The sequence below is a fragment of the Streptomyces sp. NPDC056738 genome (assembly GCF_042790435.1).
In the GTDB taxonomy this organism is placed as follows: Bacteria; Actinomycetota; Actinomycetes; order Streptomycetales; family Streptomycetaceae; genus Streptomyces.
Genome location: NZ_JBHTZF010000004.1, coordinates 157892 through 173265, shown reverse-complemented (window position 1 = coordinate 173265; position 15374 = coordinate 157892). Strand labels below are relative to the sequence as shown.

Here is a 15374-nt window from a genome sequence, read left to right as displayed (position 1 = left end):
GTTTGATCCACAACCAAGTGACGTTATCCACAGGCGAATTGACGAATCTGTGGACAACGAGCCCGCGATTTACGGTGTTTCGTCAACAACTGCGGACAGAGGCCCGTTTGCCGCCAGTCGGTCCAACGTCCGCGTCTGCAGCTCCCGTTCGGTCGCGGCCGTCACGAACTCCGCCGCCTGCTCGACACCAACCAGGCGCTCCACGGCTCGCATTGTCCCGGCGGCCACCTCCACCGCACGCGTGCCTTCGGGCTCCACCGGCGACTGCCCCGCCACGAGATGGTTTCTCAGATGGCGGGTGGCGAACATCCTCATGGCTCGGGCCAGTTCGGCGTCCACCGTCTGCTGTGCGAGCGGTCGCAGCCGTCGTACGAGCGAGGCCGCCTCGGCCGCGTCCGCGTCGCTCGGCGGACGTTCCTCCAGATAGCGCGCGAAGACGTGCTCCGTCGTGAACTCCAGGAAACGGGAGGCGATGTGCTCGACCTGGCCCCTCAACTCCCGCAGATGGCAGGTGATCGCGGACAGCGGAACACCCGCACGGTGCAACTCGACCGCGGCGGACAGCTCTTGAGGGCTCGGGACGAGGAAGGTGTCCTCGTCGCCCGGAACGGGCTCCAGCACACCCAGCTCCACCGCCTCCGCCACCGCAGCGTCGTCGGGTCGGCCCCCGAACCGCTCCACCAGCTCGGTCCGCGAGATCCGGGCCGCCTCCTCGTCGGTCCACGGCCCGTGGACCTCCGCGACCAGGCCGAGTATCCCGCCCAGCCCCCGGCCCGCGTCCCAGGCCTCCAGCAGCTCCTTGATCGAGGCCAGTGTGTAGCCGCGGTCCAGGAGGTCGGCGATCTGCCGCAACCGCGCCAGATGGGCGTCCGCGTACACGTTGGCGCGCCCGCGCCGCTCGGGACGGGGCAGCAGCCCGCGGTCCTGATAGGCACGGATCGTCCGGACCGTGGCACCGCTGCGGTGCGCCAGGTCCTCGATGCGGTACGCGACACCGCCGGGTTCGTCGCTCATCTCTCCCGCCCTCCCGGCTCCGCGCAGCGGCCGCCCGCCCGATCGCCCCTGTCGCCGACGGCGGGCCGCCCGCTCACGGGCGCGGTTCCACGCGTGCGGTTCACAAGGGTGGCTCCATGCGGGCGATCGCGCGCAGTGCCCGGGGCGCGAAGCGGTGCAGCAGATGGGCGCCGCGCGCCTCCGGGGTGACCGGAACCACCGCCTCGTCGCGGACGACCGCGCGCAGGATCGCGTCGGCGACCTTCTCCGGAGGGTAGTTGCGCAGTCCGTAGAGCCGCGACGACTTCTTCTGGCGCCGCTTCTCCTCGGCCGCGTCGACCCCGGCGAAACGCGTGGTCGCGGTGATGTTCGTGTTGACGAAGCCGGGACAGACCGCCGAGACGCCGATGTCCTTCCCCGCCAGCTCCGCGCGCAGACACTCGCTGAGCATCAGCACGGCCGCCTTGGAGGTGCTGTAGGCGGGCAGCGCCTTCGAGGGCTGGTACGCCGCCGCCGAGGCGATGTTGACGATGTGTCCGCCCTGCCCGCGCTCGGCCATCTGCTTTCCGAAGAGCCGGCAGCCGTGGATCACCCCCCACAGATTGACGTCGAGGACCTTCCTCCAGTCCTCCGCCGTGGTGTCGAAGAACGAACCGGAGAGTCCGATGCCGGCGTTGTTCACCAGCACGTCCACCACGCCGTACTCGCCGGCGACCTTGTCGGCGAGCTTCTCCATGGCCTGCTCGTCGCCGACGTCGGCCGTCTCCGGCCAGGCCGCGGGCGAGCCGATCAGCCGGGCCATCTCCGCCGTGCGGGCCGCGGCCTCCGCGTCCCGGTCGACGGCCACCAAGCGCGCGCCCGCCTCGGCGAACGCGAACGCCGTGGCCCGGCCGATGCCGCTGCCGGCGCCGGTGACCAGCACGAGCTGTCCGCCGAACCGGTCCGCGTACCTGCCGGTGGCCGTCGGCTCGGGTGCGGGCACCCCGGCCTCGCGGCCCTCGTGGACGGTCACGAACTCGGATATCCAGGAGGCCAGTTGGTCGGGCCGGGTCCGCGGGATCCAGTGCTTGGCCGGGAGCGTGCGCCGCACCGCGTCGGGGGCCCACTTCTCCAGTTCGTCGTAGAGCCGCTCGGAGAGGAAGGTGTCCCCCAGCGGCGTGACGAGCTGCACGGGCGCGTGCGCGTACGCGTCGTCGCGGGGGCGGCCGAGCCGGGACCGGACGTTGTCGCGGTAGAGCCACGCTCCGTGCGCCGCGTCGGACGGCAGCGACGCGGTCGGGTAGTCGCCCGCGGGCACCTTCTCGATCCGCTGGAGGATCTTCGGCCACCGCCTGCCCAGGGGGCCGCGCCAGGCCAGCTCGGGCAGCACCGGCGTGTGCAGCATGTACACGTACCAGGACTTGGCGCCCTGCCCGAGGAGCTGGCCGATCCTTCGCGGAGTGGGCCGCCGCACCCGCCGCTTGATCCAGTGGCCGAAGTGGTCCAGGGACGGACCGGACATCGACGTGAAGGACGCGATCCGGCCCTGGGTGCGGGCGACCGTGACGAACTCCCACGACTGCACCGAGCCCCAGTCGTGGCCCACGAGATGCACCGGCTCGCCGGGGCTGACCGCGTCGATCACCGCCAGGAAGTCGTCGGTCAGCTTCTCCAGCGTGAACCCGCCGCGCAGGGGCCGCGGCGCCGTCGACCGGCCGTGCCCCCGTACGTCGTACAGCACGACGTGGAAGCGGTCGGCGAGCCGCTCGGCGACCTCGGACCACACCTCCTTGGAGTCCGGATAGCCGTGCACGAGCACCACCGTCGGCTGCCTGTCGTCACCCAGCTCGGCGACACACAGGTCGACCCCGCCCGTCCGTACCCGGCGCTCGCGCGCGCCCACGAGACTCACTTGTCCTCCGCCCAGCGCCGCACGTGCGGCAGATCGTCGTCGAGCCAGAACGCGCTCTGTTCGGGGTCCCGGGAGTCCGTGACGACCAGGAGCTCCTCGAACTTCGCGCCCGTACCCCGGAATCCGAGATGCGGTTCGACCGCCCACAGCCCCGGCCGGGGCGGGTGGTCGGAAAACGTGTACGGCGACCACAGCGGGGATCAGCCCTCCCGGTGCCCGCGCAGAGCGTCGCCCGCCAGCCCCTTGAGGGACTGGACCCCGAACCCGAACAGACGCGGCGACCAGGGCCGCTCCCGCACCCGGTCCACCTTGTGCGCGATCACGCCGAACGGATACGCCCGGTGCCGGTTGGCGTGGCCCTGCCGCACCATCAGCCGGTCCACGTCCTCGTAGATCTCCCGCAGCGACCGCCGCTCGCGCACCTCGCGCAGGATCAGCTCGCGGTGCGCCTCCAGGTCGGCCATGAGTCTGTCCTGGACGGGGTTCGGACCCAGCGAGCCCGAGTAGCCGATGTCCGCGGTGAAACCCCCGTGCACCGGCGCCATGTCGAGGATGAACGGCATCCCCGGCTCCAGCCGGCGATCGGTGGGGAAGAACTGCAGCGGGATCCGGAAGCCGGCGAAGGCCGTGCGGTCGCCGAACCAGGCGAACGGCAGATGGAACCAGTCCCGCACCCCGCGCTCCCGCAGCCACACCCGCTGCATACGCGCCGCCTCCCGCTCGGTGACGCCGGGCTTCAACTGCGCCGCGACCGCCTCCGCGCAGGCGTACGCCAGACGCTGGACCTCCCGGAACCCCCGCAGCTCCGCCGAGAGTTCACCCGTCATTGCCGTCGTCATGCCACCGCCCCACCTACTCCGCACCGACTGCGGTACGTGCCCGTAACGTGACACTGGCGAATGTGACAGTTGTTAGAGGCTGCGTCAATAGGCCCGGACCGCCTGTGGACGACCCGCCCGGACGGGACCGCGCGGCACGCGGAAGCCGTACCTGAGGCTGACCCCTACGGGCCCGTACGACTGGAGGCTGACGCCGATCCACCTCCGTGGGCTGACGACCCCTGTGGTGTGCGCCACTACCGTCGAACCGTGACTGTGATCGCGACCGAAAGCCTGAGCAAGCGGTACCCCCGGGTGACCGCGCTTGACCGGCTCTCCGTGGACGTCGGGCCCGGTGTGACCGGACTCGTCGGAGCCAATGGAGCCGGCAAGTCCACACTGATCAAGATCCTGCTGGGTCTGTCCCCCGCCACCGAGGGCCGCGCACACGTGCTCGGTCTCGACGTCGCCACCGAGGGCGCCGCCATCCGCGAGCGGGTCGGGTACATGCCCGAGCACGACTGCCTGCCGCCCGACGTCTCGGCCACCGAGTTCGTCGTCCACATGGCGCGGATGTCCGGACTGCCGCCGGCCGCGGCCCGCGAACGCACCGCGGACACCCTGCGCCACGTCGGTCTGTACGAGGAGCGCTACCGCCCCATCGGCGGCTACTCCACGGGCATGAAGCAGCGCGTCAAACTCGCGCAGGCCCTCGTCCACGACCCCCAGCTCGTCTTCCTGGACGAGCCGACCAACGGCCTGGACCCGGTCGGCCGCGACGACATGCTCGGACTGATCCGCCGCATCCATACGGACTTCGGCATCTCGGTCCTGGTCACCTCGCACCTCCTCGGCGAACTGGAACGCACCTGCGACCACGTCGTGGTCGTCGACGGCGGCAAACTCCTGCGCTCCAGCTCCACCACGGACTTCACCAAGACCACGACGACCCTCGCCATCGAGGTCACCGACAGCGACGAGCACCCGAACGGCACGAGCGCCGTGCGCGAGGTGCTCCACGCGCGCGGGATCGAGACCCACGACGGCGGCGGACTGCCGGGCGCCGGACACATCCTGCTGCTCACCACCGAGAGCGAGGACACCTACGACCTCGTCCGCGACGTGGTCGCCGACCTCGGCCTCGGGCTGGTCCGCATGGAACAGCGCAGGCACCACATCGCCGAGGTCTTCACCGACAGCGACGCCCAGCGGAAGGAGGCGGTCGGCCATGGCAGTTGAGCACCCCCTCACCCAGCCGGGTGAGCAGACCCGTATCCACAACATCGGCTACCGCAACTACGACGGCCCGCGCCTGGGCCGCGCCTACGCCCGCCGCTCCCTGTACTCGCAGTCCCTGCGCGGCGCCTACGGACTCGGCCGCTCGGTCAAGTCCAAGGTCCTGCCGATGCTGCTCTTCGTGGTCATGTGCGTCCCCGCACTGATCATGGTGGCCGTCGCCGTCGCCACCAAGGCGAAGGACCTGCCCGTCGACTACACGCGCTACGCGGTGATCATGCAGGCGGTCATCGGCCTGTACGTCGCCTCGCAGGGCCCCCAGGCGGTCTCCCGGGACCTGCGCTTCAAGACCATCCCGCTCTACTTCTCGCGCCCCATAGAGACCGCCGACTACGTACGCGCCAAGTACGCGGCCCTGGCCTCGGCGCTGTTCGTCCTCACGGCCGCGCCGCTGATCGTCCTCTACGTGGGCGCGCTGCTGGCCAAGCTCGACTTCGCCGACCAGAGCAAGGGCTTCGGGCAGGGACTGCTCTCCGTGGCACTGCTGTCCGTGCTCTTCGCCGGCATCGCCCTGGTCATCTCGGCGATCACCCCGCGCCGCGGCTTCGGCATCGCGGCCGTCATCGCCGCCCTGACCATCTCCTACGGAGCCGTCTCCACCGTCCAGGCCATCGCCTTCGAGCGCTCCAGCAGCGGAGCCGTCCCCTGGATCGGGCTCTTCTCGCCCATCACGCTCATCGACGGGGTCCAGACGGCCTTCCTCGGCGCGTCCTCCGCCTTCCCCGGCGAGGTCGGCCCCTCGTCCGCACAGGGCGTCGTCTACCTCGTCGTCGTCCTGGGCCTCATCGCCGGCTGCTACGGCCTCCTGATGCGCCGCTACCGAAAGGCCGGACTGTGACCACGCTCACCATCGACCATGTCTCACGCTGGTTCGGCAACGTGGTGGCGGTCAACGACATCACGATGACCATCGGCCCCGGCGTCACCGGCCTGCTCGGCCCGAACGGCGCCGGAAAGTCCACCCTCATCAACATGATGGGCGGCTTCCTCGCCCCCTCCACCGGCACCGTCACCCTCGACGGCAAGCCGACCTGGCGCAACGAGGACATCTACCGCCACATCGGCATCGTCCCCGAGCGCGAGGCGATGTACGACTTCCTCACCGGCCGCGAGTTCGTCGTCGCCAACGCCGAACTGCACGGACTGGGCACGAAGGCCGCCGACCGCGCGCTGGCCACCGTCGAGATGGAGTACGCGCAGGACCGCAAGATCTCCACGTACTCCAAGGGCATGCGCCAGCGCGTGAAGATGGCGTCCGCGCTGGTCCACGACCCCTCGCTGCTGCTCCTGGACGAACCGTTCAACGGCATGGACCCGCGCCAGCGCATGCAGCTCATGGACCTGCTGCGCCGCATGGGCGACGAGGGCCGCACCGTGCTGTTCTCGTCCCACATCCTCGAAGAGGTGGAGCAGCTCGCCGCCCACATCGAGGTGATCGTCGCCGGACGGCACGCGGCGAGCGGCGACTTCCGGCGCATCCGCCGGCTCATGACCGACCGCCCGCACCGCTATCTGATCCGCTCCAGCGACGACCGGGCACTGGCCGCCGCGCTCATCGCCGACCCGTCGACCTCGGGCATCGAGGTCGACCTCGCCGAGGGCGCGTTGCGCATCCAGGCCGTCGACTTCGGCCGGTTCACCGCCCTGTTGCCGAAGGTCGCGCGCGAGCACGGCATCCGGCTGCTGACGGTGTCACCGTCCGACGAGTCGCTGGAATCCGTCTTCTCGTATCTTGTCGCGGCGTAGGAGGCCGAAGATGTACGACCCCACAGTCGCCCGGCTCACCTACCGGGGCCTGCTCGGCCGCCGGCGGGCCCTCATCCTCGGCGTCCTGCCCGTCCTGCTCATCGTCATCTCCGTGGCCGTCCGGAGCTTCTCCGGAGCCGACGACCAGGTGGCCTCGGACCTGCTCGGCGGGTTCGCCCTCGCCACCATGGTGCCGATCATCGGCGTCATCGCCGGCACGGGCGCCATCGGACCCGAGATCGACGACGGCTCGGTGGTGTATCTGCTGGCCAAGCCCCTGAAGCGGCCCACGATCATCTTCACCAAGCTGATCGTCGCGATCGCCGTCACCATGGCGTTCTCCGCGGTGCCGACCTTCATCGCGGGCATGATCCTCAACGGCAACGGCCAGCAGATCGCCGTCGCCTACACCGTGGCCGCCCTGGTCGCCTCGATCGCCTACGCCGCGATGTTCCTGCTTCTCGGGACCGTGACCCGGCACGCGGTGGTCTTCGGACTCGTCTACGCGCTCGTCTGGGAGGCCCTGTTCGGGTCCCTGGTGTCCGGCGCGCGCACCCTCAGCGTCCAGCAGTGGGCGCTCGCCGTGGGCCACAAGGTGACCGGCGGCGACATCGTCACCTCGGACGTGAGCCTGCCGACCGCGACGGTCCTGCTGATCGTGGTCACCGTCCTCGCCACCTGGTACGCCGGGCAGCGGCTGCGGTCGCTGACGCTGGCCGGCGAGGAGTGAGAGAGGGCTCCCGCGCGCGGTGTCCGTCACGGGCACGCGCGCGCGGGAGCCCTCTTTTCCTTGACAGGGGCTTCACCCCCGCCCGGGCACACTGGCCGAACGGGGACGCACGGCCGGGAGGAACGGGGATGACGACCGAGGAACCGGGAAGGGAACCGGCGGAGGAGCCGTGGGACGACCTCGTGCTCGACGAGGACTTCGTACGGTCCGCCGAGACGACCGAACCGTCGGCCCGCGCGCGCATGCTCGCCGCCCGCTGGCGCGAGTCGGACCCCGATCCGCAGCCCTGGCGCTCCGACGAGCCGCCCGCCGGCTGGTTCTTCGCCAAGGGGCGCCGGCGCAGATGGCGCCGCAGGTGAGCCACCGGGAACGCGCCCTTTAATCGGTGGCGCCCAAGTCGGCGTACGGGCAGAGTGGTTGCTGTCCACGCCGCCGCGTCGAGCCGGCGCCGCACACTGGGAGAGGAGCGCGACGATGTTCATCAGGAGCAGTTCGTCGAGCTCCCGACAGGGCAGCCCGCGGCGGGTTCCGGAGTAGTCACTACCTCCGTCGAACCCGCTCGCAGGGGGAGTTGCCCGGGGCGGCCGCTTCGAGCGCGCGTTCACGCGCGGGCCGCCCACCCGGAGGATTGGCCGAGTGGAAAGGCACCGGCTTGCTAAGCCGTGGTCGGGGGTGAAACCCCGCGCGCGTTCGATCCGCGCATCCTCCGCACAACCGAGAAGCACCGGGAAGTACCGAGAAGCACCGGGAAGTACCGGGAAGCGCCACAGAACAAGGGGGCACAACCGCGTCGACGGTGGTGCCCCGGTGTCCCGCCGACGCTACGGACGCGCCAGCAACCGCTCCAGTACGACCGCGATCCCGTCCTCCTCGTTCGAGGACGTCACCTCGTCCGCGATCGCCTTGAGGTCGTCGTGGGCGTTGGCCATGGCCACCGAGTGGGCCGCCCAGGCGAACATCGGGAGGTCGTTGGGCATGTCCCCGAAGGCGATGGTCTCCGCGGCCTTGACGCCCAGGCGGCGTGCCGCCAGGGACAGCCCCGTCGCCTTGGAGAGGCCGAGCGGAAGCAGCTCCACCACGCCCGGGCCCGCCATCGTGACACCGACGAGTCCGCCCGCGACCTTCACGGCCACGGCCGCGAGCTCGTCGTCGGACAGCGTCGGATGCTGCACGTACACCTTGTTCAGCGGCGCCGACCACAGGTCCGCCGCGTCCTTGATCGGGACGACCGGCAGCGCGCCCTCCAGCCTGCGGTAGCCGGGGCCGACCAGCACCTCGCCGTCCAGGCCGTCACGGCTCGCGGCCAGCAGCAGGGGGCCGACCTCCGCCTCGATCTTGGCGAGCGCGAGACCGGCGAGCTGCCGGTCCAGCGTCACCGACGTGAGCAGACGGTGCTCTCCCGCGTGGTAGACCTGCGCGCCCTGACCGCAGACCGCGAGGCCCTGATAGCCGAGCGCGTCGAGGATGTGCCGCGTCCAGGGCACCGCCCGCCCGGTGACCACGATGTGGGCTGCGCCCAGCTCGGTCACCGCGGCGAGCGCGTCACGCGTGCGCGGCGAGACCGACTCGTCGGAGCGCAGCAGCGTCCCGTCGAGGTCGGTCGCGACGAGCTTGTAGGGGAACGCCCCGGGCCCGGTGGCCCCGGACGCTCCCGTCGAACCGGTGGTGCTGGTCACTTGGAGATCGGCTCCAGAACCTCACGGCCGCCCAGGTACGGGCGCAGCAGCTCGGGAACCCGGACCGAACCGTCGGCGAGCTGGTGGTTCTCCAGGATCGCCACGATGGTGCGCGGGACGGCGCACAGCGTGCCGTTCAGGGTGGCGAGCGGCTGGACCTTCTTGCCGTCGCGCATGCGGACCGACAGACGCCGGGCCTGGAAACCGTCGCAGTTCGAGGCCGAGGTCAGCTCGCGGTACTTGCCCTGGGTCGGGATCCACGCCTCGCAGTCGAACTTGCGGGAGGCCGAGGACCCCAGGTCGCCGCTGGCCACGTCGATCACCTGGAAGGGCAGTTCGAGGCCGGTCAGCCACTGCTTCTCCCACTCCAGGAGCCGCCGGTGCTCGTTCTCGGCGTCCTCGGGAGCGACGTACGAGAACATCTCGACCTTGTCGAACTGGTGCACGCGGAAGATGCCGCGGGTGTCCTTGCCGTACGTGCCGGCCTCGCGGCGGAAGCACGGCGAGAAACCGGCGTAGCGCATCGGCAGCTTGTCGGCTTCGAGGATCTCGTCCATGTGGTACGCGGCGAGCGGGACCTCGGAGGTGCCGACCAGGTAGTAGTCGTCCTTCTCCAGGTGGTACACGTTCTCCGCGGCCTGGCCGAGGAAGCCGGTGCCCTCCATGGCGCGCGGGCGGACCAGGGCCGGGGTCAGCATCGGCGTGAAGCCGGCCTCGGTGGCCTGGGCGATCGCCGCGTTGACGAGGGCGAGCTCCAGGAGCGCGCCGACACCGGTCAGGTAGTAGAAGCGCGAGCCGGACACCTTGGCGCCGCGCTCGACGTCGATGGCGCCGAGCGCCTCGCCGAGCTCCAGGTGGTCCTTGGGCTCGAAGCCCTCGGCGGCGAAGTCGCGGATGGTCCCGTGCGTCTCCAGGACGACGAAGTCCTCCTCGCCGCCGACCGGGACGTCCGGGTGCACCAGGTTGCCGAGCTGGAGGAGGAGCCGCTTGGTCTCCTCGTCCGCCTCGTTCTGTTCGGCCTCGGCGGCCTTGACGTCGGTCTTGAGCTGCTCGGCCTTCTTCAGCAGCTCGGCCCGCTCGTCCGGGGTGGCCCTGGGGATCAGCTTGCCGAGCGACTTCTGCTCGGAACGCAGCTCGTCGAAGCGGACGCCGGACGACCTGCGCCGCTCGTCGGCGGACAGGAGGGAGTCGACGAGCGCGACATCCTCTCCACGGGCGCGCTGGGAGGCGCGAACACGGTCGGGGTCCTCACGGAGCAGGCGAAGGTCAATCACCCCTCAAGGCTACCGGTGCGGATCTCCGGCCAACGACCCGATATTCCAGAGCGTGACGGCTGTCACGGTATGAGTGAATTGCCGGGCCGTGTCCCTTGATCGCCGAGCCGTGTCAAGGAAATGGGGCCTACTCCCTGAAACGGGGCAGACGGCGCTTCGCCGGTTGACCGGATTTCCTTGCGGGAAGCGGGACTTGCTGTGTGGGTTGTCCACAGGGGTAGGGCCGTGATGAGAGTTATCCACAGGGTGTGTGGATGATCTGTGGATGTCGGAATTGATCATTCCGATACCTCTTCGGCAGCCGTGGAATTCCCGGTTCAAACCCTCTGTACAGCCACTTTCGGGTGTAAATGATTCGCCCCATCGGGTTGATCAATGGAAAAGGGTAGACGAAGAGGGACGTGCGAGGGTGTGGACGGACTTGGGTCGAGTAGCCGATTTGTCGACCATGTAGTGCTTCGTTGTCGACTTGTCCCCAGGTCGAGAAGCATGCCTGTGGATAACTCTGTGGATGACGAGAATCGGCAGGCGGGACCTGGGGGAAACGCTCGGACGGGCGGGGAGGCGCCGCTCAGAACCGGCCGTCGGCGCAGCGGGCCAGCCAGTCCGAGGCGGAGGAGAACGCGTCGTCCGACGTCCCCGGCCGCAGCGGGCGTACGTCCCCCAGGGCGACACCGGCGCGCGGATAGGAACCGAGGAATCGCACCTGGGGACAAATCCGCTTGAGGCCCATCAACGCCTCGCCCACCCGGCGGTCGGTGATGTGGCCCTCGGCGTCGACCGAGAAGCAGTAATTGCCGATGCCCTGGCCGGTCGGGCGGGATTCGATGCGCATCAGGTTGACGCCGCGCACCGCGAATTCCTGGAGCAGTTCGAGCAGGGCTCCGGGGTGGTCGTCGCCGAGCCAGATGACCACGGACGTCTTGTCGGCGCCGGTCGGCGCGGCGGGCCTGGCCGGGCGGCCGACCAGCACGAAGCGGGTCTCGGCGTTCGCCGCGTCGTGGATCTCGGTCACCAGGGGTTCGAGGCCGTACGTGGCCGCGGCGAACTCGCCCGCGAAGGCCGCGTCGAACCGGCCCTCCTGGACCAGCCGGGCGCCGTCCGCGTTCGAGGCCGCCGACTCCCACACGGCGTCCGGCAGATGCGCGGCCAGCCAGTTGCGCACCTGGGGCTGGGCGACCGGGTGTCCGGTGACCGTCTTGACGTCTTTGAGCGCCGTGCCGGGCCTGACCAGCAGGGCGAACGCGATCGGCAGCACGACCTCGCGGTAGATCATGAGCTGGTCGCCCTTGGCGAGCTCGTCCAGGGTGGCGGTCACGCCGCCCTCGACGGAATTCTCGATCGGGACGAGCGCGCCGGCGGCCTGGCCGCCGCGCACCGCGTCGAGCGCGGCCGGGACGGACACCATGGGGACCAGCTCCCGCGTCGCGGCCTCGGGAAGCGTGCGAAGGGCGGCCTCGGTGAACGTACCCTCGGGGCCGAGATAGGTGTAGCGCGTCGCCGACATACCGTCACCCTAATGGGCCTCGCCCGACGCGTCAGACGCCCGCGGCGCCCCGGGATCGAGCCCGGTACGCAGACCGGTACCGCGGTACGGAACGCGGTACGGAGACCGGTGCGGAGACCGTCATCCCTCCAGCAGGCGCTGCCCCACGTACTCGCCCTCCGCCGCGCCGCCCGGCACCGCGAAGAGGCCGCTCGACTCGTGGCGGATGTACGTCGAGAGCGCGTCGCCCCGGTCGAGCTTGCGCTGCACGGGGACGAACCCGCGCACCGGATCGGCCTGCCAGCACACGAAGAGCAGACCGGCGTCCGGCGTCCCGTCGGCGTCGATGCCGTCGTGGAAGGAGAACGGGCGGCGCAGCATCGCGGCGCCGCCGTTCTGGTCGGGCCGGGTGATGCGGGCGTGCGCGTTGACCGGCACGACCAGGTTGCCCTCGGCGTCGGTCTTGTCCAGGTCCATCGCGGTGGTCTCGGTGCCGCCGCTGAGCGGGGCGCCCGTGGACTTCTTCCGCCCGATGACGTCCTCCTGGGCCTTGCCCGAGAGCTTCTCCCAGTCGTCGAGCAGCATGCGGATCCGGCGGACGACGGCGTAGGAGCCGTTCGCCATCCACTCCGGGGTGCCGGAGGCGGGGACGAAGATCCGTCCGTCGAAGTCGGGCTCGGAGGGCTTGGGGTTGCGGGTGCCGTCGATCTGGCCCATCAGATTGCGGGCGGTCATCGGTTCGGCGGTGGCACCCGGGGAACGGTTGAAGCCGTTCATCTGCCAGCGCACGCGTGCTGCCGCGCCCGCGTCCTTCTGGATCGCGCGCAGGGCGTGGAAGGCGACGAGGGCGTCGTCCGCTCCGATCTGCACCCACAGGTCGCCGTCGCTGCGCGCCTTGTCGAGGTGGTCCGAGGAGAAGCTGGGCAGGGGGTCCAGGGCGACCGGGCGCTGCTTCTCCAGGCCCGTACGGGCGAAGAAGCTGTGGCCGAAGCCGAAGGTCACGGTGAGCGAGGACGGGCCGGCGTCCCGTGCGACGCCCGTGTCCTCGTGCGCCGCGGCCTCGCCCGCCATGAGCCGCCGCGCCGTGACCGACCAGCGGCGCAGCAGGGCGGCGGCCTCCCCGCGGCCCGCGCCGGCCGTCAGGTCGAAGGCGACGAGGTGCCCGCGCGCCTGGAGTCCGGTGGTGATGCCCGGCTGATGTTTCCCGTGAAACATTGCCATGTCCGCGCCGACGGAGGTCAAGGGGACGGTTTTCGCGGGGGAGGGCGCCGCCGCGTAGCCCACGGCCGCGCCCGCCGCTCCGAGGGCGAGCCCGGTGGCGCCGGCGGTGCCGAGCAGCCGGCGCCGTGACATGACTCCCTGTGAGGCGTCGCCCGACGACGCCGTGCCGGGGGACGCCCCGGAGGACGGGTCCGTCCGGTCGGAGCGGGCGGAGGTCCCGGGGGTGGACTGGTCAGCCATGGTCAGGTTCAGCCGATCTGCGCGTTCTTGTTCACGGTGGCCTGGTCGATGTCGGAGGTGCGCACGGTCACCGCGATCTTCCAGTCGCCCGCCATGGGGATCTGCACGGCGCTCGCCGCCCAGTGTCCCGTGGCGACCCGGTCGGGGGTCACGGGCAGCGGGCCGATGTCCTTCGCCGTGAGGGTGAAGGCGACCTTCACCTCGGGGACGTCGAAGGCCTTGCCGTTCGGCCGGACCACGAAGACGTGCATCTGGTTGCCGCCGACGCGGGCCGGGTCGAGGGTGACCTCCACCGTGCCCTTGCCGTCCTCGCCGCCCGTGTCGAAGGGCATCTTCAGGGACAGCGGTCCGGAGCGCTGCGAGGCGGACGCGGTGGCCTGGCGGGCGGCCTCCGCCGTGCGTCCGGGCTCGGTGGTGGTCAGCGCGGTCGTGACCGCGAGCAGGACGACCGCGACCCCGGCCTCGGCGAGCACCGAGCGCCGCAGGCCCGAGCGCTGCGGGTCGGCGTCGCGGACCCGCTTGTCGCGCGTGGAGTCCACGGCGGCCTGCTGCCGGGCGAGCTGTGCGGCGCGCCGGGAGTCCGTCTCGGCGGGGACGGTGGCGGGCGTGCGCAGCTCGCTGCGCTGCTCCACGACCACGGCGGCGGCCTCGGGGGCGGCGGTCTCGGTGAGCTGGGCCGTCCAGCGCCGCGAGATCCACGCGATGCCCACGAGGACGGCCACCAGACCGACCTTGACGAGCAGCAGTTGTCCGTACGACGTGTCGGTGAGCGCCGACCAGGAGCCGAGCTGACGCCAGGACTGGTAGATCCCGGTGGCGACCAGGACGAGGACGGAGCCGAACGCCAGGCGGGAGAACCGCCGGACAGCCGCGGCCTCGACGGGTGTCCGCGCGGGAGCCCGGAACAGGGCCACCACGAGCGTCGCCAGACCGCCGAGCCAGGCGGCGACGGCCAGCAGGTGCAGGACGTCGACGGGCATCGCGATACCCGGCTGGACGCCGGTCGAGGCGTGCTCGGCCATGGCCCAGGTCGCGGCGAGGCCCGCGGCGACGACCGTGCCGCCGACGGCGAGCCCGAAGGTGAGGTCCTTCTTCTCCGCGGCCAGGTGCTCGGCCTCGGAGTCGGGGTCCTCGGTGGCACCGGCGTCCGTCGCCCCGGCCGGTTCCGCCTCGCCGCCGGTCTCGCCGGCCGCGCGCTCGTCCTCGTCGCGTCGGGCGAAGGCGCCGAACAACACCGCGATGAACAGCGCCGCGGCCGCGAGCAGGAGCAGCCTCGACACCAGCGCCGCGCCCGACTTGGTCTGCAGCACCTCACCGAGCAGGTTCAGGTCGAAGATGTCGCCGACCTTGCCGGACCCGACGTAGGAGCCGCGCAGGAGCAGCAGGGCGAGGGTGGAGGCGGTCAGCGTGAGCCATCCGCCGACCACGAGCCGCTGCACCGGCCGGATGCCCGATCCGCGCTGCCAGCAGGCCAGGACGAAGGCGGCGCCGCCGACGAGCACGATGAAACCGGCGTACGACAGGTAGCGCGCGGTTCCGTAGAGGAAGCCCACGGGGCCGCCGCCCACCGCCTGGCCGGACAGCGCGACGGAGGTCTGCGAGGGGGCGCCGACGGAGAAGGTGAAGGCGCCCGAGACGGGGTGGCTGTCCGCCGACACCACTTGGTAGGTGACGGTGTACGTGCCGTCGGGCAGCCCCGGACGGACCTTCAGGCCGTAGGTGTCACCGCCCAGGTCGCTCGCGCCGCCGGTGTCGACCCGCTCGCCCTTGGGGTCGAGCACCTGGAGTGAGCCGTCGTTCAGCGAGACCTGTTCGGAGAAGGTGAGCGAGACCTGGGTGGGTGCCTTGTCGACCACCGATCCCTGCGTCGGGTTGCTTCCGGTCAGCGCGGCGTGCGCGGAGGCGGGCGCGGCGCCCGCCAGGAGCGCTCCGGTGACGGCGAGGAACAGCAGCAGGAGGGTCCTGAAGCGGGGGGCGATGGTCGGTGTCACGGTGATGCCTAC

General features: G+C 71.0%; 12 protein-coding genes, 1 tRNA gene and 1 pseudogene. 6 read left to right on the top strand and 8 right to left on the bottom strand.

What is annotated here, in order from left to right:
• Window positions 1–69: 69 nt before the first annotated feature.
• From ACFRIC_RS11870 to ACFRIC_RS11860, 3 genes and pseudogenes are all read right to left on the bottom strand, one after another.
• A complete protein-coding gene (locus tag ACFRIC_RS11870) occupies window positions 70–1014 on the bottom strand; it encodes a MerR family transcriptional regulator (RefSeq protein WP_382783141.1) in 945 nt (314 codons plus the stop codon).
• A 100-nt stretch (window positions 1015–1114) separates the two neighbouring features.
• A complete protein-coding gene (locus ACFRIC_RS11865; protein WP_382783138.1) occupies window positions 1115–2884 on the bottom strand; it encodes an SDR family oxidoreductase in 1770 nt (589 codons plus the stop codon).
• A pseudogene (locus tag ACFRIC_RS11860) lies at window positions 2881–3723 on the bottom strand (M24 family metallopeptidase). The gene ACFRIC_RS11865 and the pseudogene ACFRIC_RS11860 overlap by 4 nt, the downstream one beginning before the upstream one ends.
• 255 nt (window positions 3724–3978) lie before the next feature.
• On the opposite strand from ACFRIC_RS11860, the gene ACFRIC_RS11855 reads away from it, so the two are divergent.
• The 6 genes from ACFRIC_RS11855 (at window position 3979) to ACFRIC_RS11830 (ending at window position 8183) form a co-directional block, all read left to right on the top strand.
• Entirely contained in the window at window positions 3979–4941 is a 963-nt protein-coding gene (locus tag ACFRIC_RS11855) for an ABC transporter ATP-binding protein (RefSeq protein ID WP_382784239.1), read from the top strand.
• On the top strand, window positions 4931–5836 hold the full coding sequence (locus ACFRIC_RS11850; protein WP_382783135.1) for an ABC transporter permease: 906 nt from the start codon (window positions 4931–4933) through the stop codon (window positions 5834–5836). The genes ACFRIC_RS11855 and ACFRIC_RS11850 overlap by 11 nt, the downstream gene beginning before the upstream one ends.
• Window positions 5833–6744 (top strand): ABC transporter ATP-binding protein, encoded by a 912-nt coding sequence (locus ACFRIC_RS11845; RefSeq protein WP_382783133.1) that lies wholly within the window; start codon window positions 5833–5835, stop codon window positions 6742–6744. The genes ACFRIC_RS11850 and ACFRIC_RS11845 overlap by 4 nt, the downstream gene beginning before the upstream one ends.
• Window positions 6745–6754: 10 nt before the next feature.
• Window positions 6755–7474: an ABC transporter permease gene (locus tag ACFRIC_RS11840; protein WP_382783130.1), complete on the top strand. Its 720-nt coding sequence runs from the start codon at window positions 6755–6757 to the stop codon at window positions 7472–7474.
• A 128-nt stretch (window positions 7475–7602) separates the two neighbouring features.
• A complete protein-coding gene (locus tag ACFRIC_RS11835) occupies window positions 7603–7833 on the top strand; it encodes a hypothetical protein (protein ID WP_382783128.1) in 231 nt (76 codons plus the stop codon).
• A gap of 263 nt (window positions 7834–8096) precedes the next feature.
• Window positions 8097–8183: transfer RNA gene (locus tag ACFRIC_RS11830), tRNA-Ser, on the top strand.
• A 112-nt stretch (window positions 8184–8295) separates the two neighbouring features.
• Here the strand turns inward: ACFRIC_RS11830 and ACFRIC_RS11825 are convergent.
• From ACFRIC_RS11825 to ACFRIC_RS11805, 5 genes are all read right to left on the bottom strand, one after another.
• Entirely contained in the window at window positions 8296–9150 is an 855-nt protein-coding gene (locus ACFRIC_RS11825) for an HAD family hydrolase (RefSeq protein WP_382783126.1), read from the bottom strand.
• Complete coding sequence (gene serS / locus ACFRIC_RS11820) at window positions 9147–10424, bottom strand: serine--tRNA ligase (protein ID WP_382783123.1); 1278 nt, start codon at window positions 10422–10424, stop codon at window positions 9147–9149. Before serS ends, ACFRIC_RS11825 begins: the two co-directional genes overlap by 4 nt.
• 571 nt (window positions 10425–10995) lie before the next feature.
• Complete coding sequence (pheA, locus tag ACFRIC_RS11815) at window positions 10996–11931, bottom strand: prephenate dehydratase (protein WP_382783120.1); 936 nt, start codon at window positions 11929–11931, stop codon at window positions 10996–10998.
• Window positions 11932–12051: 120 nt separating this feature from the next.
• Window positions 12052–13371, bottom strand: a complete 1320-nt coding sequence (efeB, locus tag ACFRIC_RS11810) for an iron uptake transporter deferrochelatase/peroxidase subunit (RefSeq protein WP_382783117.1) — start codon at window positions 13369–13371, stop codon at window positions 12052–12054.
• Window positions 13372–13379: 8 nt separating this feature from the next.
• Window positions 13380–15362: a copper resistance protein CopC gene (locus ACFRIC_RS11805; protein ID WP_382783114.1), complete on the bottom strand. Its 1983-nt coding sequence runs from the start codon at window positions 15360–15362 to the stop codon at window positions 13380–13382.
• Window positions 15363–15374 lie beyond the last annotated feature (12 nt).